Annotated in this window: 26 protein-coding genes; 6 read left to right on the top strand and 20 right to left on the bottom strand. The window is 64.8% G+C overall.

Annotated features, from left to right (window positions below; genetic code table 11):
* Nucleotides 1-115: 115 nt before the first annotated feature.
* From BN2154_RS05555 to BN2154_RS05515, 9 genes are all read right to left on the bottom strand, one after another.
* Complete coding sequence (locus tag BN2154_RS05555) at nt 116-1,543, bottom strand: LCP family protein (protein WP_050617883.1); 1,428 nt, start codon at nt 1,541-1,543, stop codon at nt 116-118.
* Nucleotides 1,544-1,687: 144 nt separating this feature from the next.
* Entirely contained in the window at nt 1,688-3,100 is a 1,413-nt protein-coding gene (locus BN2154_RS05550; RefSeq protein WP_050617882.1) for an aminopeptidase, read from the bottom strand.
* A 17-nt stretch (nt 3,101-3,117) separates the two neighbouring features.
* On the bottom strand, nt 3,118-3,714 hold the full coding sequence (gene coaE, locus BN2154_RS05545) for a dephospho-CoA kinase (RefSeq protein WP_050617881.1): 597 nt from the start codon (nt 3,712-3,714) through the stop codon (nt 3,118-3,120).
* A gap of 95 nt (nt 3,715-3,809) precedes the next feature.
* Entirely contained in the window at nt 3,810-4,301 is a 492-nt protein-coding gene (locus tag BN2154_RS05540) for a prolyl-tRNA synthetase associated domain-containing protein (protein ID WP_050617880.1), read from the bottom strand.
* A complete protein-coding gene (locus tag BN2154_RS05535) occupies nt 4,295-5,782 on the bottom strand; it encodes an L-threonylcarbamoyladenylate synthase (RefSeq protein ID WP_207641543.1) in 1,488 nt (495 codons plus the stop codon). Before BN2154_RS05535 ends, BN2154_RS05540 begins: the two co-directional genes overlap by 7 nt.
* A 22-nt stretch (nt 5,783-5,804) precedes the next feature.
* Nucleotides 5,805-6,062: a hypothetical protein gene (locus BN2154_RS05530; protein ID WP_050617879.1), complete on the bottom strand. Its 258-nt coding sequence runs from the start codon at nt 6,060-6,062 to the stop codon at nt 5,805-5,807.
* Between the two features lie 13 nt (nt 6,063-6,075).
* Nucleotides 6,076-7,146 (bottom strand): peptide chain release factor 1, encoded by a 1,071-nt coding sequence (prfA, locus tag BN2154_RS05525; RefSeq protein WP_050617878.1) that lies wholly within the window; start codon nt 7,144-7,146, stop codon nt 6,076-6,078.
* Nucleotides 7,147-7,156: 10 nt separating this feature from the next.
* Complete coding sequence (locus BN2154_RS05520; protein WP_050617877.1) at nt 7,157-7,798, bottom strand: YdcF family protein; 642 nt, start codon at nt 7,796-7,798, stop codon at nt 7,157-7,159.
* Nucleotides 7,795-9,702, bottom strand: coding sequence for an ABC-F family ATP-binding cassette domain-containing protein (locus BN2154_RS05515; protein WP_050617876.1), 1,908 nt, complete (start codon nt 9,700-9,702; stop codon nt 7,795-7,797). The genes BN2154_RS05520 and BN2154_RS05515 overlap by 4 nt, the downstream gene beginning before the upstream one ends.
* A 70-nt stretch (nt 9,703-9,772) precedes the next feature.
* Here BN2154_RS05515 and mtnA point away from each other — a divergent pair, with 70 nt between their 5' ends.
* A complete protein-coding gene (gene mtnA / locus BN2154_RS05510) occupies nt 9,773-10,798 on the top strand; it encodes an S-methyl-5-thioribose-1-phosphate isomerase (protein ID WP_050617875.1) in 1,026 nt (341 codons plus the stop codon).
* Nucleotides 10,799-10,802: 4 nt separating this feature from the next.
* Here the strand turns inward: mtnA and BN2154_RS05505 are convergent, their stop codons facing one another.
* From BN2154_RS05505 to tsaE, 6 genes are all read right to left on the bottom strand, one after another.
* Nucleotides 10,803-12,194 carry a UDP-N-acetylmuramoyl-tripeptide--D-alanyl-D-alanine ligase gene (locus BN2154_RS05505; protein ID WP_050617874.1) on the bottom strand — a complete coding sequence of 464 codons (1,392 nt, stop codon included), beginning with the start codon at nt 12,192-12,194 and terminating at the stop codon, nt 10,803-10,805.
* Between the two features lie 8 nt (nt 12,195-12,202).
* On the bottom strand, nt 12,203-13,258 hold the full coding sequence (locus BN2154_RS05500) for a D-alanine--D-alanine ligase family protein (protein ID WP_050617873.1): 1,056 nt from the start codon (nt 13,256-13,258) through the stop codon (nt 12,203-12,205).
* Nucleotides 13,259-13,407: 149 nt separating this feature from the next.
* Nucleotides 13,408-13,953, bottom strand: a complete 546-nt coding sequence (locus BN2154_RS05495; RefSeq protein ID WP_242853701.1) for a GNAT family N-acetyltransferase — start codon at nt 13,951-13,953, stop codon at nt 13,408-13,410.
* 4 nt (nt 13,954-13,957) lie between these two features.
* Complete coding sequence (gene upp / locus BN2154_RS05490) at nt 13,958-14,590, bottom strand: uracil phosphoribosyltransferase (RefSeq protein ID WP_050617871.1); 633 nt, start codon at nt 14,588-14,590, stop codon at nt 13,958-13,960.
* Between the two features lies 1 nt (nt 14,591).
* Nucleotides 14,592-15,320, bottom strand: a complete 729-nt coding sequence (gene tsaB, locus BN2154_RS05485; RefSeq protein WP_050617870.1) for a tRNA (adenosine(37)-N6)-threonylcarbamoyltransferase complex dimerization subunit type 1 TsaB — start codon at nt 15,318-15,320, stop codon at nt 14,592-14,594.
* Complete coding sequence (tsaE, locus tag BN2154_RS05480; protein WP_050617869.1) at nt 15,317-15,745, bottom strand: tRNA (adenosine(37)-N6)-threonylcarbamoyltransferase complex ATPase subunit type 1 TsaE; 429 nt, start codon at nt 15,743-15,745, stop codon at nt 15,317-15,319. Before tsaE ends, tsaB begins: the two co-directional genes overlap by 4 nt.
* A gap of 108 nt (nt 15,746-15,853) precedes the next feature.
* Between tsaE and BN2154_RS05475 the strand changes: the two genes are divergently transcribed.
* Complete coding sequence (locus BN2154_RS05475; protein WP_242853700.1) at nt 15,854-17,080, top strand: FtsW/RodA/SpoVE family cell cycle protein; 1,227 nt, start codon at nt 15,854-15,856, stop codon at nt 17,078-17,080.
* Between the two features lie 52 nt (nt 17,081-17,132).
* On the opposite strand, the gene BN2154_RS05470 is transcribed toward BN2154_RS05475, so the two are convergent.
* Nucleotides 17,133-18,176 carry an MBL fold metallo-hydrolase gene (locus tag BN2154_RS05470; protein WP_050617867.1) on the bottom strand — a complete coding sequence of 348 codons (1,044 nt, stop codon included), beginning with the start codon at nt 18,174-18,176 and terminating at the stop codon, nt 17,133-17,135.
* 362 nt (nt 18,177-18,538) lie between these two features.
* On the opposite strand from BN2154_RS05470, the gene BN2154_RS05465 reads away from it, so the two are divergent.
* The 4 genes from BN2154_RS05465 to BN2154_RS05455 all read left to right on the top strand — a co-directional run bounded on the left by BN2154_RS05465 (nt 18,539) and on the right by BN2154_RS05455 (nt 22,215).
* Entirely contained in the window at nt 18,539-19,873 is a 1,335-nt protein-coding gene (locus BN2154_RS05465) for an MATE family efflux transporter (RefSeq protein WP_050617866.1), read from the top strand.
* Between the two features lie 118 nt (nt 19,874-19,991).
* A complete protein-coding gene (locus BN2154_RS05460; protein WP_050617865.1) occupies nt 19,992-21,314 on the top strand; it encodes an S-layer homology domain-containing protein in 1,323 nt (440 codons plus the stop codon).
* Nucleotides 21,315-21,569: 255 nt separating this feature from the next.
* Nucleotides 21,570-21,785, top strand: a complete 216-nt coding sequence (locus tag BN2154_RS15150) for a helix-turn-helix transcriptional regulator (protein WP_094762375.1) — start codon at nt 21,570-21,572, stop codon at nt 21,783-21,785.
* Nucleotides 21,772-22,215 carry a hypothetical protein gene (locus BN2154_RS05455; protein WP_050619553.1) on the top strand — a complete coding sequence of 148 codons (444 nt, stop codon included), beginning with the start codon at nt 21,772-21,774 and terminating at the stop codon, nt 22,213-22,215. The genes BN2154_RS15150 and BN2154_RS05455 overlap by 14 nt, the downstream gene beginning before the upstream one ends.
* Before the next feature lie 295 nt (nt 22,216-22,510).
* Here the strand turns inward: BN2154_RS05455 and BN2154_RS05450 are convergent, their stop codons facing one another.
* The 4 genes from BN2154_RS05450 to BN2154_RS05435 are packed head-to-tail and all read right to left on the bottom strand — an operon-like array spanning nt 22,511 to nt 25,862.
* Nucleotides 22,511-23,392, bottom strand: a complete 882-nt coding sequence (locus BN2154_RS05450) for a sensor histidine kinase (RefSeq protein WP_242853773.1) — start codon at nt 23,390-23,392, stop codon at nt 22,511-22,513.
* Nucleotides 23,393-23,413: 21 nt separating this feature from the next.
* The gene (locus BN2154_RS05445; protein ID WP_050617863.1) at nt 23,414-24,160 is read right to left on the bottom strand and encodes an ABC transporter permease; all 747 of its coding nucleotides are present in this window, start codon (nt 24,158-24,160) and stop codon (nt 23,414-23,416) included.
* Between the two features lie 24 nt (nt 24,161-24,184).
* The gene (locus BN2154_RS05440) at nt 24,185-24,946 is read right to left on the bottom strand and encodes an ABC transporter permease subunit (RefSeq protein WP_050617862.1); all 762 of its coding nucleotides are present in this window, start codon (nt 24,944-24,946) and stop codon (nt 24,185-24,187) included.
* The gene (locus tag BN2154_RS05435; protein ID WP_050617861.1) at nt 24,939-25,862 is read right to left on the bottom strand and encodes an ABC transporter ATP-binding protein; all 924 of its coding nucleotides are present in this window, start codon (nt 25,860-25,862) and stop codon (nt 24,939-24,941) included. The genes BN2154_RS05440 and BN2154_RS05435 overlap by 8 nt, the downstream gene beginning before the upstream one ends.
* Nucleotides 25,863-25,937: the final 75 nt, after the last annotated feature.

Genomic DNA, 25,937 nt, shown 5'->3' with positions numbered 1-25,937 from the left:
ATGAAACTGCCTCCCCATGTTGCTTTGGGTTAGCATGCGCAGAAATCCCCCGGCCCATTCTCAAACTTCCGGCAAAGCAGCCGCCCGGAGCGCCGGGCGGCTGCTTCATTCTGCTCTACGCAATGGGGATGCCGTCGGGCAGCGGCCGGGACTCCACCGGAAGAGTCTGGACCGCCGGCGCCTCGGTCGGCGCCGGCTCCACGGGCAGCGTGGCGGTGGGGGACGTATCCCCGGGTGCCGGCGTCTCCGGCGGAGCCGTCTCTTCCGGCGTCTCCGGCCCGCCGCTTTCCTCCGGCGGCGTCTCCTCCGGCGCCGGAGGCTCGGTCTCCTCCGGGGGTGCGTTCTGTGCCGCCTGATATTCCAGCCACAGGGCGTTGTGCTTGGTGTCGGCCAACCGACCGGTGGAGGAGGCGATGGTGCCGTCGGCCTGGATGGACATGACGTCCAGACTGTCCCTGGTCAGATCGGCGTTATAGGGGTTGAGATATTGGTTGACCAGCTTGAGCAGTTCGTCCGCCCTGGGGGTCACATAGTCCTGCATCCCCCGGAGAGAGCGGCTCCACACCATCCCGCCCTGGTAGGGCATCGTCAAAAAGGTCACGTCCTCCATGGACAGCCCGCCCAGTACGGCGCTCTGGGCCAGGTAGGCCACGCTGTTCAGCGGCAGATCGGTCTCTACATTCTCCAGAAAAATGCGGCCCAGCCGGAGAATGGTGGGCAGGTCCCGCACCTTCTCCAGGCACTGCTGGAGGGTGGCCTTCAAAAAGTCCTGCTGGATCTGGATGCGGCGGACGTCTCCGCCCTCGGCGTCGTAGTTCACCACATGGCCGTTGACCAGCTTGTTGTTCTTGCGCCAGCGGAGAAGCTGCATGGCCTTGTCGCCGTCTAGCTTCTGTTCCCCCTTGTCCACGTGGATGTGCAGGTCCTGGGTGGGGTCGTCGTAGCTCATGTCCAGCGGCACGTCGAAGGTCACGCCGCCGATGGCGTCTACCAGCTCGCCCACGGCCTCCCACTCCACCACCACGTGGAAGTCGGGGACGAAGCCCACCAACTGCCCCACCTCCTGCTTGAGGGCCTCGATGCCGTCTACGCCGCCGCCATAGACGTTGTAGACCGAGTTGATCTTCTTAATGTCCCAGGATACGTTGACCATGGTGTCCCGCAGCAGGCTCATGGCGGCCAGCTTCTGGTTGGCCAGATCGTAGGCCGCCAGCAGGATGGTGTCGGTGTTTCCGCCGCCGCCGGTGTCCCGTCCCACGATCAGAAAGGTGTAAAAATCGTCCTTCCGCCCGCCCTCGGGGATATAGGGCATCCACAGGTCCTCATAGTCCGCCCCGTCGGTCTCGACAGGCGTATCCGGCCGGGCGGTGGGCTTGGGCGCCACGCTGGGCTTGACCACCACCAAGTTCCAGACGGCCACAGCCGCCACGGCGGTGACAGCCAGGGCCGCCAGTACGATCAGCAGGATGCGCAGGGCCCTGTCCCGCCGGGACAGGGGGTTTTTAGGGGATTGCTCCCGCTCTTTGTCCTCCTTGGGGTCCATGCAGACCCTCCTTTCGCCGGGTGTATGTCTTTATAGACGCTCCCAGGATATCAAATGTTTCCCCGGAAAACTACAAATATTTTGTAAACAGTGAAAAAACGGGGAGCGGCTTCCGCCGCCCCCCTCCCGCTGGGATCGTCTTATTTATTTCGCCTCATAGACCGCCTTCATGCCCTTATAGGTCATGTAGCAGTCCAGCTTGGACACCGTCTCGAAGGGGGCGTGCATACTGAGCACCGGTACGCCGGCGTCCAGCGTGTCGATGTCCCGCTCGGCCATATAGCAGGCCACGGTGCCGCCGCCGCCGGCGTCCACCTTGCCCAGCTCGGCCATCTGCCACATCACGCCGTAGTCGTCCAGCACCCGTCTGGCATAGGCCACCACCTCTGCGGAGGCGTCGGACGCGCCGGACTTGCCCCGGGCGCCGGTGTACTTGCACAGGCCCATGCCGTAATTGATGCGGGCGCTGTTGCGCTTTTCATAGACCTCGGGGAAGTTGGGGTCGAAGGCGGCGGTCACATCGGCGGACAGGCAGAAGGACTTCTCATAGCAGGTCTTAAGCATCACCCGCTGGCTGTCGCACAGGTCGGACATAAAGGTGTCGAAGGCGGCGGACTTCATGCCGGACACGCCCTCGGAGCCGATCTCCTCCTTGTCGGCCAGCATGCACACGGCGGTCCTGCGGGGGGCGCCCGTCAAGTCCAGCAGGGCGGCCAGGGAGGCGTAGGCACACACCCGGTCATCGTGGCCGTAGGCTCCGATGAGAGAGCGGTCGAAGCCGATGTCGCAGGCGTGGAAGGCCGGCACAGCGCACAGCTCGGCGGAAATAAAATCGGTCTCCGTGATGCCGTACTTCTGATTGAGGAGGTCCAGAACGGCCAGCTTCACCCGTTCGGCGCCCTCGTCGTCCTTGAAGGGACGGCTGCCCACCAGGAGGTTGAGGTTCTCGCCGGGGATGGCCTCGCCCAGGGGCTTTTTGGACTGCTCCGCCCCCAGGTGGGGCAGCAGGTCGTCGATGGTAAACAGGGGGTCCCCTGCCCCGGCGCCGATAGCCACCTTGACGCTGGAGCCGTCCTTGAGGGCGATGACGCCGTGGAGCTCCAGGGGGATGGTCACCCACTGGTACTTGCGGATGCCGCCGTAGTAGTGGGTCTTGAGGAAGGCCAGCTCGGCGTCCTCGTACAGAGGGTTCTGCTTCAGGTCCAGACGGGGGGAGTCGATGTGGGCGGCGCCGATGTTGACGCCCTCGGCCAGGGAGGCGGTCCCCACCACGGCCAGCATGATCGCCTTGCCCCGGTTGACCCGGTAGAGCTTGTCGCCGGGCTTGATCTCCATCCCGCGGACAAAGGCCCGGAAGCCCTTGCTCTCGGCCAGGGCCACCACCGTATCTACCACCTCGCGTTCGGTCTTGCCGTTATCCAGGAACTTCTTGTAGTCGTCGCAGTAGCCCTTCATGGCGGCCTCGTCGGCGGGGGTCAGACGGTCATAGCCGTTCTTGGGGCTGCAGCACAGGGCTTCCCGGCGCAGCTCGCCGGGGGTCTTTTTCTTGTCTTCCATGGGTTAACCCTCCAGTTTCATTCTAATATGGTGAGAAAAAGGGCCAGCGCCCGGGCCCCGAAGGTCTCGGGCGTGTCGTCCTCGTTGTTTTCCAGTACATAGTCGCAGCTCTCCCGGAAGAAGGACTCCGGTTTCTGGGCGTTCACCCGCTTGCGGGCGTAGTCCTCCGGGATGCCCTCCCGGGCCATGATGCGCCGCACCCGCAGCTCCGCCGGGGCCACCACCGCCACGGTGGCGTCGCACTTGGTCCCGAAACCGCTCTCCAGCAGGGCAATGGCGTCGATGGCCGCCGCCGGACGGCCCTCCTGCTCCGCCTCCCGCAGCCTGCGGTCCAACTCCGCCTCCATAAAGCGGTGGGTTATGCCGTTCAGGTCCGCCAAAGCCGCAGGGTCGGTGAACACCACGCCGCCCAGCTTCTTGCGGTCTATTTTGCCCGTTTCATCGCAGATATCCCCAAATCGGCCGGTCAAAGCCTCCCGCAGCGCACGGCTCTGCTCCAGCAGGTCGTGATACACCGCGTCCGCGTCCAGGATGCAGGCTCCCAGGCTGGTGAGCACGTTGAGCGCCGTGGTCTTGCCCGCCCCGGTGGGGCCGGTGATGCCGAGGATCTTCATACAAACGCCTCCGTTTGTCCGGAGGACTCCCGCAGCCGAACGACCAGCCCCGGCGCCATAGCCAGAGTCCACATGGCAGGTCCCCCTCTCCTTTGCTACAGCTCGATCCGCTCCACGGGTCCGCCGTGCTCCCGCACCACTCGCTCCAAATCGTCGGGCGAGAGCACCACGGTGGCGGTGTTTTCATTGGGGTGGACTCCCACCAGGGGCAGCTCCCACAGCCCGGCGTCCAGCAGCACCGTCACCGCCCGCGCCTCGTCGTTGAGTACGCCGAAGGGGGTGACGGAACCCCTGGTGAGACCCAGATGCTCCTCCAGCCGCTCTTCAGAGGCAAAGCTTAGCCTGACCCCCAGGCGGCCGCCCAGGGCCTTCAGATCCGCCTTTTTGTCCTTTGGCAGCACCGCCAGAAAAAACTTCTTCCCCTTGGCGTCCCGGAGGAAGAGATTCTTGGCGATGATCTCCGGCCGGGGCAGGTGCAGCGCATCCATCTCCTCGATGGTGAACACCGCCGGATGCTCCCACACCTGATAGGGTATGCCGGCAGCCTCCAGCGTATCATAAACCTTTTGCCTGACGTTGTCTAGCATATCGCACCTCTGCGCTTCAAAATATAGGCATAGTTGAGGAAGCGGGGGCTGCGGGTTCGGATGTCCTCTTCCGTCACACCCTCCAGCAGGGCGAGTTCCTCCAGCAGACCCCGGCAGGCCGCACCCCTTCCCAGGCCCTTGCCGCTGATCATATCCTGCCAAAGTCTGCCCTCTTCGGGCTGTCCCGGCACCCGCCAGCACCGCAGGTCCATCTCCGGGAAGGGGGCGTCCGCCGGGCGGCCGTCCAGGTTCAGCCACTCCAGCACCTGGCCCCGAAAGCGGACCCGCTCGGCCGCCGTGGGCTGATAGGGCGTCAGGCCCCGGTCCCGCTCCAGACACGCCATCACCTCCGCCAGGGGGCGGGCGTTGGGTGTGACCCGCCCAGCCGCCCGGTCCAGAAAGGCGTCCCACTCCCGATAATCCGGCGCCCTGCCGCAAATCGGGGCGGAGGCGGTGGGCCCGTCCCGGTCCAGGTCGATGATGTGAAAGCCCGCCGCCTTGTTGAGCCGGTTGGTGATGGCCAGACCGATGCCGTGGTCGTCGGGGCACTGGGCCCAGATTCCGGTCACGTCGGTATGGTCAAAGCGGCGCAGGGCGTCAAAGACCCTCCTCGCCTGCTCGGCCTTGTCGGCCGCGGGGCCGAGCCGCTCCACCGGCAGTCCCTCAAACAGAGGGGCGTACTCGTCGAAGCAGATCATCCCCTCGCCCTCCCGGACGTGCCTGGCGATGAAGATCGCCCCGGCGGAGGGCTCCCCCTTCACCACCGTGACGGGGGCCTTGGGGGCGTAGTGGCGGTACTTCATGCCGGGAGCCCGGGGCTGCTCTCCCGCCCCCATGAGCCGGGTCACCGCCGGGTCCACCGCCACCTCCCCCAGCGCCGCCCGGAGCTGCTCCAGGGTGACGCCGCCGGGGCGCAGAAGCCGTGGCGGCGTCACGGTCAGATCCACGATGGTGGACTCCACCCCCACGGAGCAGGGCCCGCCGTCTACGATACCGTCGATTTTACCGTCCATATCCTCCAGCATATCGGCGGCGCTGGTGGGGCTGGGCCGCCCCGAGGTGTTCCCCGAGGGGGCCGCCACCGGCAGGTCCGCCGCGGTAAGGATGGCCCGGGTCACCGGGTGGTCGGGGCAGCGCATCCCCACCGTCTCCAGGCCGGCGGTGGTCACGTCGGGCACCATCTCCCGCCGCTCCAGGATCATGGTCAACGGACCCGGCCAGAACCGCTCCGCAAGCGTATAGGCGGCGGCCGGGATATGTTTGCAGTACCGCTCCAGCCAATCCATCGCGGGGACGTGCAGGATGAGGGGGTTGTCCTGTGGCCGGCCCTTGGCCTCAAAAATGCGCCGGACCGCCGCCGGGTCCAGGCCGTTGGCCCCCAGGCCGTAGACCGTCTCGGTGGGGATTCCCAGCAGGCCGCCCCGGCGTATGATGTCGGCGGCGGGTCCGATCTCCTCCGCCGTGAAGCGCCTTGTCTCCAATCCGGTTCACCTGATTTCCGCGTTATTCGTAGATGCCCACGGGCACGCCCGCCAGCTCGATGGTGGTGTCCGGGGCGAACCGGGCCCGCTGGAGGTAGCTCTTGACGGCCATGATGCCATATTTGGGGTTCATGCGCTCGTCCTCCAGCTCCAGCTCCACGTAGTCCGCGCCGGAGCCGGTGAGCCAGCCGTCGTCCTCCAGAATGTCGTCCAGCCCGGCCTTCAGGCTCTCCAGGGTCATGTCCGTGGGCAGAGACTGGAAGTGAATCCGCAGTTCCATGGGTGTTTCCTCCTTAACCGCCCTGTTCCTGGTGCTTCAGGCGCTCCGCCTGATCCGCCGTAATGAGGGCGTCGATGATCTCGTCAATGTCTCCATTCATCACGCTGTCCAGCCGGTAGAGGGTCAGCCCCACCCGGTGGTCGGTGAGCCGTCCCTGGGGAAAATTATAGGTGCGGATGCGCTCGTTGCGCATGCCGGTGCCCACCTGGCTGCGGCGCTGGCTGGTGACGGCATCGGCCTGCTCCCGCACCTTCTCCTCATAGAGCCGGGAGCGCAGAATCTGCATGGCCCGGTCCCGGTTCTGGAACTGGCTGCGCTCCTGCTGGCACTCCACCACCGTGCCGGTGGGCTTGTGGATCAGGCGCACGGCGGAGGAGGTCTTGTTGACGTGCTGGCCCCCCGCGCCGGAGGAGCGGAAGACCTGCATCTCGATGTCGGCGGGGTTGAGGGCAAAGTCCACCTCGTCCACCTCGGGCAGCACCGCCACCGTGACGGTGGAGGTGTGAATGCGCCCGCCGGACTCGGTCTCGGGCACCCGCTGGACCCGGTGGACGCCGCTTTCGAATTTCAAGCGGCTGTAGGCCCCGTCCCCCTGGATGGTGAAACAGATCTCCTTCACGCCGCCCAGCTCGGTCTCACTGACGCTGTCCACCTCCACCTGCCAGCGGCGGGATTCGGCGTACATGCAGTACATGCGATAGAGGGAGTTGGCAAAGAGGGCGGCCTCCTCGCCGCCCACCCCGGCCCGGATCTCCACAATGACGTTCTTGGCGTCGTTGGGGTCCCGGGGCAGCAGCAGAATCCGAATCTCCTCCACCAGCCGCTCCAGGTCAGCCTTGGCCGCCTGGTACTCCTCCTGAGCCAGCTCCTTCATGTCCGGGTCGCTCATCAGGGCCTGGGCGTCGGCCAGGTCCTTCTGCCGCCGGACGTAGGTCCGGTAGGCGGTGACCACCGGCTCCAGATCCCGCTGCTCCTTGTTGAGCCGGGCTACCCGGGTCGGGTCGTCGTAGGTCTCCGGCGCGGCCAGACGGGCCTCCAGCTCGGCATACTGCCGGTCCAGGGCCTTCAGCTTCTCTTCTAACATACGTTCCTCCTCAGCCCGGCCGGTCCAGCAGCCAGGATTTCACCAGGGCCAGCGGCTCCCGGAAAAACATCTGCACCGCCGACGGCGCGTGGCTCACCGGCGCGGCCAGAACGGACAGGGTATAGGTCCCCGGCCACACCCGCTCCCATAGCATCCGGATGCGGGTCAGGTGGAAGCCGCTGGACACCAGCAGAATCTGTTCTGCGGGCGCTACTGTCCCGTCCTGAAACAGCGTCAGGGTATAGTTAATGTTCTGCCAGGTATTCCGGGACCGGTCTTCCTTTACGATCCGGGAGCCGTCCACCCCGTGCTCCGTCAGGTAGTCGTACATGCATTGGGCCTCGGAGACCGGCTCGTCGTCCCCCTGGCCGCCGGTGACCACCACCGTCATCTCAGGATGCTCCTCCAGATAGGCCAGAGCGGTGTCCAGTCGGTCCTGCAGCAGCACCGACGGTCCCCAGGGCTTCACCTGGCAGCCAAAAACCACCATCACCTGTGGTTCCCCCTGGAGTTGGTCCCGGCTGCCGGATAAGATCAGCGCCTCCAAAGCGCCGAATACCAAAGCGCCGGCCAGGAGCAGGCACAGTAGCACTCTGGGCAGCCAGCGCCTCCGCCGCCCGCCGTAGGGACGGTATACCCCTTTTCGTCTCATTCCGCCTTCGCCTCCTCCAGCTCCGCCGCCAGGCCCTCCCAGACCGCATAGAGGTGGGCGATCTCGTCCTCCAGTGCATCCCGCCGGGCGTAGAGCTCGGTGAGCCGGAGATAGTCGCTGGCGGCCTCTTCGATCTCACAGGTCAGGTCGTACATCTGCTCCTCCGCCCTGGTGACGGCCCGCTCGGCGGCGTTGACCTCTTTTTCCAGATTCTTGGTGCCGCCGGTGCGCCTGGGCTTCTCCTTTTTCGGCGGCTCCTCCTTTACCGGCGCGGTGGGCGGCAGGCCCCTGGTCCGCCGCTCCTGAAACTCGTTGTACTCGGCAAAGGTGCCCACGAAATCCGTGATGTGCCCGTCCTCCAGCATCCAGATGCGGTTGGCGAACTGGTGGATGAAGTAGCGGTCGTGGGAGACAAAGAGCAGGTTGCCGCCGTAGTCGGCCACCGCCTCCTCGATCCACTCCCGGGAGCTGAGGTCCAGATGGTTGGTGGGCTCGTCCAGGATGAGCAGGTTGATCTTCTCATCCATAAGCATACACAGCCGCAGCCGGGACTGCTCCCCGCCGGACAGGGCGGAGACGGGCTTGAACACGTCCTCTCCCCGGAAGTTGAAGGCGGCCAGCCGGTCCCGGGCCTCCTGGGTGGAGCAGCCCAGGTCGTAGAGCATGGTATCCACCAGGCTGCGCTCCGGGTGGTCGAAATGGATGATTTGGGGCAGGTAGCCCAGCCGGACGGTGGGGCCCATACGGACCTTGCCGGTGTCGGCCTCCTCCTCCCCCAGAAGGATCTTCAAAAGGGTGGACTTACCCGTGCCGTTGTCCCCCAGCAGGGCGATGCGCTCGCCCCCCTCCACCAGCAGGTTCACGTCCGAGAAGAGCCGCCGCCCATCGAAGGACTTGCTGAGGTCTTTCACCACCAGGACCTCGTCCCCCCGGAACTCCCGCTCTCCAAAGCGGATGTCCAGCTTCCGCTCCTTCCTGGGCCGGTCGGTCTGGCGCAGGCGCTCGATGCGCTTTTCCATGGAGAAGGCCCGCTTGTGGAGCTTGTCCGCCCCCATGAAGGCCCACAGGTGCAACTTGTCCGCCGCCTCCTGGAGCTGCTCGATCTTGGCCTGCTCCTTTTCATACTGCTTTCTGCGCTCCTCGTAGCGGCGCTCCTTCTCCTCCACATAAAAGCTGTAGTTGCCGGAATAGAATTCCGCCTTTCCGTCCACCAGCTCAATGACCCGTGTGACCACCCGGTCCAAGAACCAGCGGTCGTGGGAGATGGCCAGCACGGTGCCCTTGAACCGGGCCAGGTAGTCCTCCAGCCACTCGGTGGCCCGCAGGTCCAGGTGGTTGGTGGGCTCGTCCAGCAGGAGGATGTCGGTGTCCTCCAAAATGAGACGGCCCAGGTTCACCCGGGTCTTCTCCCCGCCGGACAGGCTGGAGAAAAGCTGCTCCCGCATGTCCCGGGAGATCTGCAGACCGTTGCACACCTTGTTGAGGGGGGTCTCCACGTCGTAGCCGCCTCCCGCCTCGAAGGCGGCCACCAGGTTGTCGTAGCGCCGCAGCAGGGCCGGGTCGTCCTCCCCGGCCTCCATGCGGCGGGTGAGGCCCGCCATCTCGCGCTCCATGTCCCCCAGCCGGTCGAAGGCGGAGCGGAGCACCATATCCACGGTGTGGCCCGCCGGGTAGACGGGGATCTGAGAGATGAGGCCCAACCGCTTGCCCGGGGCGATGGAGACCTGGCCCCCGTCGTGGTCCAGCTCCCCGGTGAGGATCTTGAACAGGGTGGTCTTGCCCGCCCCGTTCTTGCCCAGAAGGCCCACCCGCTCCCCGGTGTCCACCTGGAAGGAGAGGCCGTCCAATATTTTGTTGCCAACCTCAAACTCTTTCCTGAGGCTTGACACGGAGATGTCTATCATTCGTTTACTCCCGCCGTCTGTTGTGGTATGATAACAACAGACCGATATCTTTGATTGGAGGGTTTCTACGATGGATGCCATTCGCTGGCAGGGGAATTCCCTTGCGCTGCTGGACCAGACCCGGCTCCCGGTGGAGGAGGTCTGGAACACCTATACCGATTACCGGAAGGTGGCGGACGCCATCCGCCGTCTGGTGGTGCGGGGCGCGCCCGCCATCGGCGTGGCGGCGGCCTATGCGCTGTGCCTGGCCGCCATGGAATATAAGGGCCAAAACCCGGAGGAATTCCAGAAGAGCATGGCGGCAGCCTCGGCGGAGCTGGCCGCCAGCCGCCCCACCGCCGTCAATCTGTTCTGGGCCCTGGACCGGATGGGCCTGGCCCTGGGGGCGGCGGGGTGCGGTGCAGAGGCCCTGCCCATCCTGATCCGGGAGGCCGAGGCCATCCACCGGGAGGACGTGGCCATGAACCGGGCCATCGGCGCGGCCGGGGCGGCGATCGTCCCCCATGGGGCCCGCATCCTCACCCACTGCAACGCCGGGGCCATCGCTACCGGGGGCTACGGCACCGCCCTAGGGGTGGTGCGCTCGGCCTTTACCCAGGGCAAGGTGGAGATGGTCTACTGTGACGAGACCCGGCCGCTTTTACAGGGGGCCCGGCTCACCGCCTGGGAGCTGGTGAAGGACGGCATCCCCGCCACCCTCATCACCGACAACATGGCCGCCAGCCTGATGGCCCAGGGGAAGATCGACCTGGTGCTTCTGGGCTGCGACCGGATGGCGGCCAACGGGGACTTTGCCAATAAGATCGGCACCTACGGCGTGGCGGTGCTGGCCCACTATCACGGCATCCCCTTCTATTCGGTGCTGCCTTCCAGCACCATCGACCTGTCCATCCCCGACGGCAGCCACATCCCCATCGAACAGCGGGAAGCCTCGGAGGTCACCCACTTTGCCGGGGTGCGGACGGCGCCGGAGGGCGTGGGGGTCTATAACCCCGCCTTCGACGTGACGCCCCACCGGCTGCTCACCGGCATCATCACCGAGAAGGGGGTCATCCATCCGCCCTTTGCCGAGCAGCTCGCCGAGCGGTTCGGCTGAGCCGCTACGGCTCGGGCGTAATGCTCTTCAGATAGGACACGATCTCTTCAAACGCCATCCCACGGGAGGCCTTGACCAGCACGGTCGTATGGGGCTGAAGCTCCTGCTGCAGTGCGGCCCGGGCCTCCTCTTTCGTCTCAAACCAGTATACCCCGGGGACCAGGGCCTCCTTGGCGGCAGTATAGATGTGCCGGGCCAGGGGGCCGACGGCCACCAGACAGTCGATGCCCGCCCTGCCCAGATAGGCGCCCACACCGGCGTGGAGGGTGGGGGCCAGGGGCCCCAGCTCGAACATGTCGCCCAAAACGGCGATCTTATAGGTCCCGCCGGTCTTGGACAGGACCTCCACCGCCGCCCGCATGGACTGGGGATTGGCGTTGTAGGCGTCGTCCAGGATGGTGATGCCGTCCCCCCGGCGCAGGATGTTCATGCGCATCTTGGTGGGGGCGAAGCGGAGCACGCCCCGGGCGATCTCCTCGCCGGTCATGCCGAAGTGCTGTCCCACCGCCGCGGCCATCAGGGTGGGGTAGAGCATGTGGTTGCCCAGAGCGGGGATCTCCACCGGAAAGCCCCCCTCTGGGGTGTCCACCCGGCAGTCCACCTTGTGCTCCCCGTCGCTCCACACCTGGCTGGCCCGGTATTCCAGGCCCTCCGCCGTACCGCAGAACACGGTCTGGAAGGGCAGCCCGCCCCGCAGGGTGGTCAGCAGCGCGTCGTCTCCGTTGAGCACCGCCAGCCCCCCCGGCTTCATGTGGGAGAAGATCTCGCATTTGGCCTTGAGGATGTTCTCCCTCGAGCCCAGGTTCTCGATGTGGGCGTCCCCGATGTTGGTGATGAGGGCCACGTCGGGCTCCACGATGCCGCTGAGGTACTCGATCTCTCCAAAATGGTTCATCCCCATCTCCAGCACACAGAGCTCATGCTGGCGGTTGAGCCGCAGCAGGGTCAGGGGGAGGCCCACCTCGTTGTTGAAGTTGCCCTCGGTCTTGAGGACCTTGAACTTCTCCCCCAGCACGGCGGCCACCATGTCCTTCGTGGTGGTCTTGCCCACGCTGCCGGTGACGCCTACGAAGGGGATCTTGAACTTCTGCTTGTAATGCCGGGCCAGATCCCGCAGGGCCTTCTGGGTGGAGGACACCTTGATGTAGAACTTGCCGGGCAGATAGGTCTCCCGCTCCCGCTGGGTGAAGCAGCCCGCCGCCCCGCCGGTGAGGGCGTCGTGGATGAAGGCGTGTCCGTCGAACCGCTCCCCCACCAGGGGGATGAACAGCGCGCCGGGGTCGGGCTCCCGGCTGTCGGTAAACACATGGGTGACGGTCCGGTCCAGGTCGTCGAACGTCCCCAGGAGCTTGCCTCCCGCGGCCTCAGCGATCTCTCGAACGGTAATGGGCTCCATAACAGTCCCTACTTTCCCTGTTTTCTGGCCTCCAGGGAGGCGGTGATGATGCGCTCGCACAGCTCCGGATAGCCGATGCCCACGGCGGCGGCCTCCTGGGGCAGCAGGCTGGTGGGGGTCATACCGGGCAGGGTGTTGATCTCCAAAAACCAGGGCGTGCCGCCCTCGTCCAGAATGAAGTCGGCCCGGGAGTAAACGCTCAGGCCCAGGGCGTGGTAGACCGTCAGGGTGGCCTTGCGCAGCTTTTCCTCGACCTCCGCCGGAATGGGGGCCGGACATACCTCCACCGCCGCGCCGGGCTGGTACTTGTTGGCATAATCGTAAAAGCCCTGCTTGGGGATGATCTCGATGGAGGGCAGGCCCCGGTCCTCCAGGACGCCCACCTGGACCTCCCGGCCCCGGACATACTGCTCCAGCACGCAGTGGCCGCCGAAGCGCAGGCCCTCCAGCAGGGCGGCGTGGAGCTCCTTCTTGTCGTGGGCGATGGAGACCCCGATGGAGGAACCGCTGTCCACCGGCTTGACCACGCAGGGCGCCGGGGTGGTGCTGGTCAGGCGGTCCACATCAGCCTCGGTGTAGCGAACGGTCCGCCACTTGGGGGTATCCACCCCCAGGCCGGAGATGAGCCGCTTGGTCAGGTCCTTGTCCATGGCCAAAGCGGAGCCCAGATAGCCCGCGCCGGTATAGGGGATGCCCATCAGATCGAAGGCGGCCTGGACCCGGCCGTCCTCGCCGCACTGGCCGTGCAGGGCCAGGAACACCACGTCGGCCAACGCGCACAGCTCCAGCACGCCGGGGCCGAACTGGCTCTTGCCCTTCCACTTCCGGGCAGCCTTCACCTGCTCCAGATCGGGAGCCTCCCGCTGTACCCGTCTGCCCGCGCCGGACAGGGGCGCGTCAAAATAGGCCTCTGTTGGGCCGTTGTAGTCCTCCAGGCCGAAGTACAGATCCACCAGCGCCGCCCGGTGTCCCCGGCTCCGCAGGGCCTCGGCGATCATGGTGCCGGAGGAGAGGGAGACATTGCGCTCCGGGCTCAGTCCCCCGGCTAAAACAACAATTTTCATAGGAAACTCCTTTATCAAGAGAGATATTACCATTGTACGCCTGATTTTTTATTTTACCACAGCCGGAAAAAAATCTCAATCCTAACCGCAACAAACGCCGGGCCGGAGGCAAAGCTCCGGCCCGGCGCTCTTTGGGGTGCATGGAGGGCTCACTCGTCGCGCCGGACCATGTGGATGTGGTCCTCCCACACCCCGTTGATCCGCAGGTACCGGACGGCCAGCCCCTCCTCTTGGAAGCCAGCCTTTCGGGCCACGCCCAGGGAGGCCGTGTTCCGGGGCATAATGTTGGCCTCAATCCGGTGGAGCCCCAGCACGGTGAAGGCGATGCGGACGGCTTCCTCCACCGCCTCGGTCATATAGCCCCGGCGCAGCAGCCCGCCGTCCAGCTTGTAGCCCAGAAAACAAGACTGAAAGGCCCCCCGGACCAGATTGTTGAGTCCCACCAGGCCCACAATCCGCTCCGGCGCCTCCCGCAGGGCGAGGTAGAAGCGGTAGGAACGGTCCTCCTCCGCCAGCCGCGCCTCTTCCGTCAGCAGGGAGCGCTGCCCCTCCTGCGTGAAGAAGCTCTCCTCCCGCGCCGGCTCGAAAGCGGCCAGAAAGGTCCGGTTCCGGCGATAGTAATCCGCCGCCGCCCCGGCCAACTCCGGTCCGGCCGGCATCAGGCGCAGCCGCCGCGTCTCATAGACTGGCTGCACCGGCTTACTTCGTGCCGAAGATGCGGTCGCCGGCGTCGCCCAGGCCGGGAACGATGTAGCCGTGGTCATTGAGCTTCTCGTCCAGCGCGGCGCAATAGATGGCCACGTCGGGATGGTCCTTGCGGATGCGCTCCACACCCTCGGGAGCGGCGATGATGTTCATCAGCTTGATGTGCTTGACCTCATAGTTCTTGATGAACTGGATGGCCGCGGAGGCCGAGCCGCCGGTGGCCAGCATGGGGTCCAGGACGATCACGTCCCGCTCGGCGATGTCGGAGGGCATCTTGCAGTAGTATTCCACAGGCTCCAGGGTGTCGGGGTCCCGGTACAGACCGATATGGCCCACCTTGGCGGAGGGAATGAGGGTGAGAATGCCGTCCACCATGCCCAGTCCGGCCCGCAGGATGGGGACAATGGCCAGCTTTTTGCCCGCCAGGGTCTTGAATTTGCCGGTGGCCACGGGGGTCTTGATGGTGACCTCCTCGGTGGGCAGGTCCCGGGTCGCCTCGTAGCACATGAGGGAGGCGATCTCGGAGACGATCTCCCGGAACTCCTTTACGCCGGTGCACTCATCCCGGAGGATGGCCAGTTTATGCTGGATCAGCGGGTGATCAAAAATGTGTACCATTTCGTCCATGTCAGTTGTCCCCTTTACATTTTTCAGCTTTTCCTTGTCTCGCAAGCCGCTCCCGCTCCGCCTGGGAGAGCCGGTGGTAGACCGGCTCCAGCCCGGCGGCCGTCACCAGTCCGCCCCGGCCAGCCAGCTCCGCCGCCGCCAGGGCAACCCCCCAGGCGCTCTGAAACACCAGGTGAGGCGGTGCGGGCCCCATAGGAAGACCGCGCTTCGTGAGCTCATTATAGCACAGCTTCGTCCCGTCTCCAACCAAAATCTGCGGTTTTTTCCGCACCTCCAGCTCGGCTGCCAGTTGTTCGACGCTCACGGCCCGGTCGGGGCACCGGCGCAGCAGCGCGCCGCCCCGCACCTCGAACAGGGCGTTGTAGACCTGCTGCCGCCGGGCGTCCATGACGGCGCAGAGGTCGGCCCCCTCCAGATGCGCCAGGGGCCAGGCCATGGCCTCCAGAGTGGACACCCCGGCGCAGAGCTTGTCCCCTGCCCAGGCCAGCCCCTTGGCCGCCGCCACGCCGATGCGCAGGCCGGTAAAGGACCCCGGTCCCGCCGCCACGGCCACCACGTCCACCTCATCCAGGGTGTACCCACCGTTTTTCAGCAGGTCCCCGCACAGAGACATCAGGGTGCGGGAATGGGTCAGGCCGCTGTTCTGGAAGGACTGGGCCAGCAGCCGCCCATCCTCCCACAGGCACACCGAGCAGGCCACGGCGGAGGACTCCAGCGCCAGTATCTTCATGTGGGTTCCTCCTCTGTGACGGTGATCCGCCGCTGCCCGTCGCGCTCCCCGCGGCGCAGGTCCACCCGGATACAGCCGGGCTCCAAGGCGTCGCGGACGATCTCGCTCCACTCCACGGCGCATACCCCGCCCCGGGCCAGATAGTCCTCCCAGCCGATGTCATACAGCTCGTCGGCCGAACCCAGGCGGTACATGTCAAAGTGGAACAGGGGCAGACGCCCCCCCTCGTACTCGTTGACGATGGTAAAGGTGGGGCTGGTCACCCGGTCCGGGATGCCCAGGCCCCGGGCCAGACCCCGGACAAAGGCGGTCTTGCCCGCCCCCAGGTCCCCGGTGAAGGCCACCACGTCTCCCGGCTCCAGCCGGCCGGCCAGCTCCGCCCCCAGGGCTTCGGTCTCCTCCACGCTGTTGGAGAGATAGTCCACGCGCCCGCCCCCTTCCGTTCAAAATTCTGAGGTATTATATCACAGCTTTCCGCTTTTGTAAAACGGTTTACGAACCGGCGGGAAGGTGGTACAATAATATATCCGCGTTTGCTGCTGAATACCAAAAGGAGGGCCGTGTCCATGTGGTTCCGGGACGCCCTGCGCGAATTTTTCCATAAGGCTGACCTGCTGCTTCTGGGGCTGTGCGTGGCGGCCTCCCTGTTCGGCGTGGTGCTGATCTACAGCGCCACCCGCTATCTGGGCGAGGCCGGCTCCCGGTTCGTCCCCATCCAGCTCGCGGCTATCTGCCTCGGAGTGGTGGCCTACGCCGTCATGTCCTTCGTGGATATCGAGCTGTTCACCGAGCGGTCCTGGAAGTGGATGCTGGTCTTCAACGTCTTCCTCATCCTGCTGCTGCTCACCCCCTTCGGCGTGGGCAAGGAGGAGACCGGCAACAACAGTTGGCTGGACTTTCCCTTCCTGCCGGTGAACATCCAGCCCGCCGAGGTGGCCAAGATCTTCTTCATCCTCGTGCTGGCCTGGCAGTGCGCCCGCTATCAGGAGTGGGGCATCAGCCGCCCCGGCCCGGTCTTTCTGCTGGCCGGCCACACGCTTTTCATGGCCGGGCTCATCGCGGTGGTCTCGGGCGATTTCGGTATGGTGCTGGTCTATCTCTTCCTGTTCGTGGTCATGGCCTGGACCGCCGGGGTCAAAAAGCGGTGGTTCCTCCTGGGCGGCGGGGCCGCCGCGGGCGGGCTGGCGCTGGTGTGGCCCCACCTGCCCCAGTACATCACTTTGCGCTTTACCGTCGTCATCGACCACATCCTGGGCGTCACCGAGCCTGCCAGCTACCTGGAACAGACCCAGGGCAAGGGCTGGCAGCAGAGCCGCAGCATCCTGGCCATCGGCAGCGGCGGCCTCACCGGGCAGGGCTACCTCCAGGGCACACAGACCCAGAGCACGGCGGAGGAGGCCCTGAACGCCCGCTATACCGACGAGATCTTTGCCGTCTGCGGGGAGGAGCTGGGCCTCGTGGGATGCCTTCTGGTCCTGCTGCTGCTGACCGCCATCATCCTGCGCTGCCTGTGGGTGGCCCGCCACGCCAGCAGCCCTATGAGCGCCTATGTGGCCATGGGCTACGGCGGGATGCTCCTCATCCAGACCTTCGTCAACGTGGCCTCCTGCCTCTATATCTTTCCTCTGGTGGGGCTGACCCTGCCCTTCTTCAGCTACGGCGGCTCCTCCATCCTCACCCTCTTCGCCTGCATGGGCATCGTCTCCGGCGTCAAGATGCGCTCCCTGCCCAGTTGGCTCCGGGACCGCAGTCAGTTGTAATGGGATTGCAAAGGCCGGGCGCGAGGGAAACCCTCGCGCCCGGTCTTTCTTTTCACGGCTTACACCGCCCGCAGGGGGTATAGCCTGCCGCCACCGCCTCGGCCCGGCTGTCGAAGACCACCTGGTTCTGCGCGGCGGGCAGGCCGGTGCAGTCCGGGCGGTGGAACACCTGGGAGTTTTTGTTCCCGATATAGGTCCCCGCCCCCTCCGCTTCATCGGGATTGGTGTCCGCGTCCTGGTTCTTCTGGGTGGTAAAGGTCAGGCCGGTCCCGTCGCTGGTGCAGACGACGTGCCCCTGCAGATCGGTGCGGTAGACCGTCACGTCGGCGTCCCGCAGGCGGCTCATGGTCTCGTCGTGGGGGTGGCCATAGCTGTTGCCCGTCCCGCAGGAGATGACGGCGTACTCCGGCAGGACCTCCCGCAGAAAAGGATAGCTGGTGGAGGTGCTGCTGCCGTGGTGCCCCACCTTGAGCACGTCGGCCTTCAGGTCCGCGCCCGCATCCAGCAGGTCGGCCTCGGCGTCCCGCTCCATGTCGCCGGTAAAGAGGAAGGAGGTCTCCCCAAAGTCCACCCGCAGGACGATGGAGGTGTTATTGGTCTGCTCGTACTCCTTCCGGGGGCCCAGCACGGTGACAGCGGCCTCCCCCAGCGTCCAGGCGTCGCCGGACTCCGGGATGGTGAGCTCCAGCCCCTGCTGCTCGACATACTTGTCAAAATTCCCGAAGGCCCGGGAATCGTATTGGATCACGGGGCTGTATACCATCCCCGCCGGGTAGGCGGCCAGCGCCCCGGCCAGCCCGCCCACATGGTCCTCATGGGCGTGTGTGCACACCACATAGTCCAGCCTCTCCACCCCCTGGCCGGACAGGTAGGACACGATGAGGTCGGAATCGTCCACGTTGCCCCCGTCGATGAGCATGGTCTCCCCCCCGCACAGGAGCAGGGCGGCGTCGGCCTGGCCCACGTCGATGAAATGGACCTCCAGCGTACCCCCTGCCGGCCCGGCGGAGGCGGACGCCTGGGGGCGAGATGTTCCGCACCCGGCGAGGGACAGGGCCAGCAGCAGCCCTAGCAGCAATGTCAGCAGTCGTTTCATAAGTACCTCTCTTTATGCAATGTCGCCTGTCCATTATACCGCACCCATCCCGGTTTGGCACCCCCAATTTGACAATTTCGGCTTCTTTGGCTATAATGACCTCAGCTCAGGAAAGGACCCCTTGGGTATGAAGCTGTGTATCAGACTTGGCTCCGGACAACGGAAACGATGAAGCATTGTTCGGAGCTGCTTTTTCTCTTCATCGGCGAGTAGGGCGCAGCAGGCGCGGCTTTCGGCCGCGTCTGGTGGAATGCGCCCTCCGCCGGGACGGGAAAAAACTTTGGCCGCGGACGATGGCTCGTCCGCGGCCTTTTTGCTTTTCCGGTCCCGGCCCAATCTGATACAAAGCGAGGAAACCCGATATGACATCCGATCTCACCACGGGCAGCGTGCCCAAGCGCCTGTTCCGCTTTGCCCTGCCCCTTTTGTTCGCCAACGTGCTCCAATCCCTCTACCAACTGGTGGATATGCTGGTGGTGGGCCGCTTTCTGGGCAGCCCCGGCCTAGCTGCCGTCAGCAGCGCCGCCATGCTCTGCTACGTCATCACCTCCCTCTGCTCCGGCGCGGCCACCGGCGGCTCGGTGCTGGTGGCTCAGCGCCAGGGGGCCGGGGACCCGGAGGGCCTCCGCCGGGTCATCGGCGCCCTGTTCACCCTCTCCGGCCTGATCGCTCTGGCCGTCACCGCCCTAGGCCTGCTGACCTGCGGGCCCATCCTGCGGGCCATGCACGTACCCGGCGAGGCCCTGGCCCTGGCCCACGGCTATCTGCTGGTCATCTGCGGCGGCACCTTTTTCGTGCTGGGCTACAACGCCGTGTGCGGCGTGCTGCGAGGCCTGGGGGATTCCGTCAGCCCTCTCCTCTTCGTGGCCCTGGCCACCGCGGTCAACGTCGCGCTGGACCTGCTGCTGGTGGGCGCGCTGGGTCTCGGGACCGTAGGCGCCGCCCTGGCCACCGTTTGCTCCCAGGCGGTCTCCTGCCTGGCCGCCTTAAGGTTCTGCTTCCGCAGGGGCCTATTCTCCGGCCTCCAGCCCCGGCACTTTCTCCCCGGCCGGGCCCTGTCCATCGCCCTGCTGCGCATCGGCCTGCCCACCGCCGTACAGCTCTCAGTGGTCAATCTGTCCTATCTGCTGGTCACCGGATGGTTCAACCTCCACGGTACCGCAGCGGCCGCCGCCGCGGGGGTGGGGCTGAAGGTGAACACCTTCGCCGCCATGCCCTGCTGGGCGGTGGGGATGGCGGTGACCACCATGGCCGGCCAGTGCATGGGGGCCGGGGACCCGGACCGGGCCGCCGGGGCGCTCCGCTGGGGCCTGCACCTCTCTTTGGCCCTGTGCGCCGGCACCGTGGCGCTGGTCCAGCTCTTTGCCGGGCCCATCGTGGCCCTCTTTGACCCGAATCCCGCCGTGGTGGCGGCGGGGGTGACCTATCTGCGCATCTGCTGCTCGGTAAACTTCGCCTTTTACGCCGCCATGTATCTCTTTGACTCCCTGGCCACCGGCGTGGGAGCCGCGGGCCTGGCCATGGGCAACGCCATGCTGCACTCGGTGGTAATGCGCCTGGCCCTGTCCTGGTGGCTGGGCGGCGCGCTGGGCTTTTCCGGGCTGTGCTGGGCCGAGATGCTGGCCCCCATTCCCTCGGCCCTGCTGGGCCTGCTTTGGTTCCGGCTGGGGCGGTGGCGCCGGCGCGGTCCGCTCTGAGTCATCCGGCGTCCCTGTAATTTTCCTGCTGTGCTGGAATATTTGTCTGGCATGTGTCAAGAATAAGACCACACCGTACTGGTATCACAAGACCCGAATGTACAAGGAGGTCATCCCTTTGAAACGAACTCAGATCCTGCGCCGCATGACCCTTTTGACGCTGGCGTCCGTGCTGGCCGCCCTGACCGCCATCCCCGCCTCTGCCCAACTGCTCGCCACCGTCCAGGAGGAAGGGCCCGCGGTGGCCACCTTCGGCAAAAACGGCACCGTGCAGGAGGTCTTTACCTTCTCGGCCGCCGACTTCCTGGTGGAGAACACCGACCTGGAGCTGGACTCCATCGTGCTCACCGCCCTGCCCGATGCCAACGCCGGCATCCTGACCATGGGGAACGTGGAGCTGGCGGTGGGCGACGTGGTGGGTATGAGCGCCGTGGCCGGCCTGCGCTTCACCCCGCTGGCCACCCCCACCGTGGCCACCACGTCCTTCTCCTTCACCCCCGTGTTCTCCGACGGCTCCGCCGGGGCGGACACGACGGTGAACCTCTATCTGCTCACTGCAGAGAACGGCTCCCCCATCGCGGAAAATCTGGAGCTGACCACTTATAAAAACGTGGCCGTCACCGCCCAGTTCGCCGCCGTGGACCCGGAGGGTGACATCCTCACCTTCCGTCTGGCGAACAAGCCCGCCCGGGGCTCCGTCACTCTGCCCGAGGACGGCTCCGCCACATTCGTCTACACCCCCTATGAGAACAAAACCGGCAAGGACACCTTCACCTACGTGGCCGTGGACGCCGTGGGCAACACCTCCGCCCCCGCCACCGTCAAGGTGAAAATTGAAAAAGCCAACACCAAGGTGACCTACGCCGACCTGGACGGCCACGCCGCCCACCGGGCGGCCATCCGGTTGGCCGAAGAGGGCATCCTCATCGGCGAGTGCATGGGCGGGCAGTACTTCTTCCAGCCCGACCTGCCCGTCAGCCGGGATGAATTCACTGCCCTGGCCATGCACACCGTGGGCCTGGAGGCTTTGGAGGACATCACCCGCACGGGCTTTGCCGACGACGCCTCCATCGCCACCTGGGCCAAGCCCTACGTCTCCTCCGCCCTGAAGTCCGGCGTGGTGCAGGGCAGCGTCAGCGACCAGGGCGTGGTCTTCCATCCCGACGCCACCATCACCAAGGCGGAGGCCACCGTACTGCTCAACCGCCTGCTCCAGGTCACCGACGTGACCACCCCCACCTTCTTTACCGACGCCGACTCCACCCCCGCCTGGGCCTACCAGGCGGCGGTCAACCTGGAAACGGTAGGCGTGATCCGCGCCGACGCCACTGGCTCCCTTTCCCTGAACCGCGGCCTGACCCGCGCCGAAGCCGCGGAGATGCTCTGCGGCGCGCTGGAGGTCCTGGACGCCCGTGAGACCGGCGGGCTGTTCCGCTGGTAAACGAAAACACCCCTGCGGCGCATAGGCAGACAGTCATAAAACAGTAATGGAATATGAGGTAAAAGAAGCAGTTATCTGCATACCGAGAGGAACGCCCGGACTAATGCTCTGGGCGTTCCTCTTTATATGAATATAAATAATTTGTCACTTTTCTGTGATGAACTGGCGAAATAATGTAAAGGAAACTTGACAATAGACACGTGCTGTGCTATCATACGAGATGTAAAGGAAGCTTTACACGAAGGAGATGGTCTTTTGAAGAATAGAGTTGAACAGTTACGAAAGGAGCAAGGTTTGAATCAAGATGATTTTGCAAAAATACTCCGTGTCTCAAGACAAACCATTAGTTCAATCGAAACAGGGAAGTATAATCCATCATTGGAGTTAGCTTTTGCAATTTCAGATTTTTTCGGCAAACGAATAGAAGAAATCTTCATCTATGAAAGAGGTGCAGAAAATGAAAAAAGGTAATTTCATAACCGGGATACTGTATGTGCTTTTCGGCGCAGCTTGTTTGATCGTTGCGCTATTGCTTGAAACAAAGTTAGAGAGCATTTTATGGGGATTTGCTGGTGCAGGTATCTTCCCCGGAATCATGATGATATGCAAATATTTCTATTGGAGTTCCCCAAAGAATAAAGGACGATACGAGGAGCGTTTGGAGAATGAACGAATTGAACAGCATGACGAGTTGAAAACAATAATCAGAGATAGAGCCGGGAGATATACTTACAGCTTGGGGCTGCTGGTCATTTGTTTCTCTATTTTGGTTTTCGGTATCCTCGGGGCATTGGAGGTCATAGGCCATGCTCGTATGATCGTGCTCTATCTCAGCAGCTATTTGCTGTTTCAAGTTATCGCAGACATTGCCATTTTCAATAAGCTGATGAAAAAGTACTAAGCAAAGAATTCCCTTTAGGAACTAAAAGGCGCACTTCTATACTCTCTTATCGGGAGTATCGTGCGTCCCGGCCGCTTTATTCGACCTCAGCAGAAAGAACATGCATGACCAAGAATATTTCGCCTCTTCCTGCCGTCAAGGTGACCGCACACCTTGCACCGCTAAGGCGGCTATCCCCCGTTTTATGACTGTCAGCAAGCCTGAAGATCAGACATGTAAATCCTCCGTATGGTCGTAACCATACGGAGGATTTACTGTTTTACGGACACCACCCGATGCGCCGCAGGGGTGTTTTTCAAATCCGCCACCGCACCTGCACGGTGAACATCTCTCCGTCCAGCGCCGCGGTGACCCGATGGCCCATCTGCCCGACCAGAGCCTTGACGATGGCCAGACCCAGCCCGGTGGACTGGCCGGTGCGCATCTTGTCGGCGGTAAAGAAGCGGTCGAAGACGTGCTCCACATCCTCCCGGGTCAGCCCGGCCGCGTCATTGGAAAAGGCGGAGACCACCGTCTCCTCCTGCCGGTACAGGAGGATGGACATCCGCTTCTGCCCGTGCTCCAGGGCGTTGCGGATCAGATTGGTGAATACCCGCAGCACGCCCGCCGGATCGGCGGTGACGGCGGGCAGCCCCGGGGCCAGCTCCACCGTCATATCGAAGCCGGACTGCTCGAAGTCGTTGTAAAATTCGGCCACCAGCTCACTGAGCACATGGTACAGGTCCACCTTCTCCCGGGAGAGGGGGTATTCGCCCCCCTCCAGCCGGGACAGGTCGTAAAAGCTGGTGATGAGGCTCTGGAGGGCCTTAGCCCGGCCCCGGACGATGCCCAGATACTCCCGCCGCTCCTCCACCGTCAGGCTGTCCCCCTCCAGGAGCTGGAGATAGCCCAGAATGGAGGTCAGCGGCGTGCGCAGGTCGTGGGAGATGTTGGAGATCTGCTGCCGGATGGCGTGCTCCTGCCGCCGGTGCTCGGCCTCGTCGGCCTCCCGCAGCTCCAGCAGGCGGTTGACGGCGGAGAGCAGGTCCTCCGCCGCCCGGTTGGGCGCGGCCATGCGCACCCGGGCACCCTCATCCTCCCGGAGCTGCCGGGCGCAGGAGCGGATATCCTTTTCCAGCGCGTAGAGCCGCAGGCCCAGCACGGCGCACAGCGCCGCCAGAATCACCGCCGCAATCACCAAAGTCCTCTCCCCTTTCTCTCAGCGCAGTTCCCGCCGCCGGAACACCCAAACGCCCACCGACGAGGTGACCGCCAGCCACCCCAGGCCGACCAGCCAGCTATGGGCCAGCAGCTCCCGGGTCAAAACGCCCTCAAGCTGACCAAAGGTCCAGCTCAGCAGCAGGGACTGCAGGGCCGCGGCCGCCTGGGCCAGGGGCCCCTGGGCGTTCCAGGTGATGAGGGAGGCCATCCAGTCCAGAAAGACGAACCAAACGAAATACAGGCTCTCCGCCGCGCCGGAACTGGGCACCAGGAAGAACAGCATCTGGGCCAGGCCCAGCCCCCCCACCCACAGCGGCAAAGCCGCCGCCAGGCAGTAGCCGACGACGGCCAGCGCCGCCCGGTCCTGCGCCGGGTCGGAATGGCGGAACAGGAGCCCGCCTGCCGCCAGACACAGGCCCACCACCAGCGCCAGAGCGATCAGAGCCACTATCAGGGCGGAGAGCAGCTTGCCCAGGTAGATGCGGCTCCTGGGCAGGCCGGCGGAGAGCTCGTTTTTCAGCGTGCCGCTGCGGCCCATGTCCGAGCAAACCAGGGCGGAGAGCAGCATGGCCATAGGCAGGCCCAGAGTCAGGGTCGTGACGAAGGCGTTCAGCAGCTCGTAGCACTCACCGTGGGCGAACAGGAGGATGTAGAGGCTCTCCAGCCCCAGGAGCAGAGCCAGCAGCGCCCAGGTACTCTTGCGGCGGCGGACCTTATAGAGCTCCGCGCTGATGTAGTTGAGCATCTTCTCCGCCTCCCCGGTTCGGCATCAGTTGATCTCCCTGCGTTGGAACAGCAGCAGGCCCAGCAGAGTGCTGGCGGCGAGCCACCCCAGGCCGATGAGCCAGCACTCCCAGATGGGGTAGTCCCAGTTGTCCATGGGGGCCACCAGGGTGAAGCGGCGGAGCGCCGTCAGGAACAGGGGGTTCAGCAGCAGCCCCAGCAGCTTGAGCAGCCCCGGGATTCCGGCCACCACGCCGACGGCGGCGAAGGGAGCCGCCACGCCGCCGCGGAACAGGAAAAAGCACAGGTGAGCCACCCCCTGGGCTCCCAGCCACAGGGGAAAGGCGGACAGCAGGCACCGGCCCACCAGCTCCCACATCCGGCCCGTCTCCGCCATAAGCATGCCGTCCGGGTCCGCCTCCAGCGGCAGGGTGGGCACGCACAGGGCCAGGTACAGTCCCACCGCCAGCGCGCAGGCCAGCACCGCCACGGCAATCTCCAGCACCAGCTTGCCCAGATAGATGCGGCTTCTGGGGATGCCATAGGAGATCTCGTTTTTCAGCGTGCCGATCTTGTACTGCTCGGAAAAGACCAGATCGGTGGTGATGAGGGGGGCGTAAAGCCCCACGGACAGAAGCATCACCAGGGTATACAGGGCCCCGGACAGGGGGACGAAGCCGCCGTGGGAGTTCGTCGCCCACCACAGGGCGGTCAGCAGCACCACACAGCCCAGAAACAGTCCCAGGGCGATCCAGGTGTATTTCCGGTGTACCACCTTATAGAGCTCGGCACTCAGGTAGTCAGCCATGGCGGACACCTCCGATCAGGCCCAGGAAGTAGTCCTCCAGGTTGGCGTTCTTATTCTCTGCCCCGATGAGGGCCACCCCCGCCCCCATCAGGGCAGCGGTGACGGTCTGGGGCCGGTCCAGCCGGTCATAGAGCCGCAGGAGGTTCCCCGGCAGCACCTCGTAGTCCCGGATGCCCAGCTCCTGCTCCAGCACCAGGGCGGCCCGGGCGGCGTCGTCCACGGTGAGCTGGAGACACGCCCGGCACTTTTCCCGCAGACGGGCGGCGGAGACCTGCTCCAGCATCCGGCCCCCGTCCAGAAAGCCGTAATGGGTGGCGATGTTGCTCAGTTCAGAGAGGATGTGGCTGGAGATGAGAATGGTGGTCTCCCGCTGGCGGTTGAGCTCCAGCAGGATGTTGCGAAACTCCACGATCCCCTCGGGGTCCAGGCCGTTGATGGGCTCGTCCAGCAGCAGCAGGTCCGGGTGGTTCATCAGGGCCAGGGCCAGCCCCAGCCGCTGCTTCATGCCCAGGGAAAACTGCTTGAACTTCTTTTTTCCCGCGTCGTGGAGCCCCACCTGCTCCAGGGCCCGGTCCACGCACTGCGCCCCGGGGATGCCCCGCTGGCGGCGGTAGTATTCCAGATTCTCCCGGGCGGTCAGATAGGGGTAAAAGCTGGGGGTCTCCACCATAGCCCCAGTGCGGGCCCGGGCGGCGGCCAGCCCCTTCTCCGTGGTCTGTCCGAAGAGCTCGATCTCCCCAGTGGTGGGTACGGTCTGGGCGGTGAGCATCCGAATAATGGTGGTTTTGCCCGCCCCGTTGCGGCCCACCAGGCCGTAGATCTGGCCCTTCTCGACGGCCAGGTCTACCCCGTCCACCGCCGCGGCGGCGCCGTACCGCTTGGTCAGGGCCCGGGTGACCAGTACATATTCTGCCATGTGGCATCAGCCTTTCTGTTGGATTGTGATGCCATTCTATCGAAGAAGCAACAAATCCCCGTAAAGCAAAGGTGA

It is taken from the genome of Intestinimonas massiliensis (ex Afouda et al. 2020) (assembly GCF_001244995.1).
Classification (GTDB): domain Bacteria; phylum Bacillota; class Clostridia; order Oscillospirales; family Oscillospiraceae; genus Intestinimonas; species Intestinimonas massiliensis.
Note: the sequence above shows the minus strand (reverse complement) of the source record. Positions and strands in the feature narration are given on the sequence as shown.

Coding starts and splice junctions, on each gene's coding strand:
- BN2154_RS05555 (WP_050617883.1), bottom strand. CDS start 1,543: ATGGACCCCAAGGAGGACAAAGAGCGGGAGCAATCCCCTAAAAACCCC.
- BN2154_RS05550 (WP_050617882.1), bottom strand. CDS start 3,100: ATGGAAGACAAGAAAAAGACCCCCGGCGAGCTGCGCCGGGAAGCCCTG.
- coaE (WP_050617881.1), bottom strand. CDS start 3,714: ATGAAGATCCTCGGCATCACCGGCCCCACCGGGGCGGGCAAGACCACG.
- BN2154_RS05540 (WP_050617880.1), bottom strand. CDS start 4,301: ATGCTAGACAACGTCAGGCAAAAGGTTTATGATACGCTGGAGGCTGCC.
- BN2154_RS05530 (WP_050617879.1), bottom strand. CDS start 6,062: ATGGAACTGCGGATTCACTTCCAGTCTCTGCCCACGGACATGACCCTG.
- prfA (WP_050617878.1), bottom strand. CDS start 7,146: ATGTTAGAAGAGAAGCTGAAGGCCCTGGACCGGCAGTATGCCGAGCTG.
- BN2154_RS05520 (WP_050617877.1), bottom strand. CDS start 7,798: ATGAGACGAAAAGGGGTATACCGTCCCTACGGCGGGCGGCGGAGGCGC.
- BN2154_RS05515 (WP_050617876.1), bottom strand. CDS start 9,702: ATGATAGACATCTCCGTGTCAAGCCTCAGGAAAGAGTTTGAGGTTGGC.
- mtnA (WP_050617875.1), top strand. CDS start 9,773: ATGGATGCCATTCGCTGGCAGGGGAATTCCCTTGCGCTGCTGGACCAG.
- BN2154_RS05505 (WP_050617874.1), bottom strand. CDS start 12,194: ATGGAGCCCATTACCGTTCGAGAGATCGCTGAGGCCGCGGGAGGCAAG.
- BN2154_RS05500 (WP_050617873.1), bottom strand. CDS start 13,258: ATGAAAATTGTTGTTTTAGCCGGGGGACTGAGCCCGGAGCGCAATGTC.
- upp (WP_050617871.1), bottom strand. CDS start 14,590: ATGGACGAAATGGTACACATTTTTGATCACCCGCTGATCCAGCATAAA.
- tsaB (WP_050617870.1), bottom strand. CDS start 15,320: ATGAAGATACTGGCGCTGGAGTCCTCCGCCGTGGCCTGCTCGGTGTGC.
- BN2154_RS05470 (WP_050617867.1), bottom strand. CDS start 18,176: ATGAAACGACTGCTGACATTGCTGCTAGGGCTGCTGCTGGCCCTGTCC.
- BN2154_RS05465 (WP_050617866.1), top strand. CDS start 18,539: ATGACATCCGATCTCACCACGGGCAGCGTGCCCAAGCGCCTGTTCCGC.
- BN2154_RS05455 (WP_050619553.1), top strand. CDS start 21,772: ATGAAAAAAGGTAATTTCATAACCGGGATACTGTATGTGCTTTTCGGC.
- BN2154_RS05445 (WP_050617863.1), bottom strand. CDS start 24,160: ATGCTCAACTACATCAGCGCGGAGCTCTATAAGGTCCGCCGCCGCAAG.
- BN2154_RS05440 (WP_050617862.1), bottom strand. CDS start 24,946: ATGGCTGACTACCTGAGTGCCGAGCTCTATAAGGTGGTACACCGGAAA.
- BN2154_RS05435 (WP_050617861.1), bottom strand. CDS start 25,862: ATGGCAGAATATGTACTGGTCACCCGGGCCCTGACCAAGCGGTACGGC.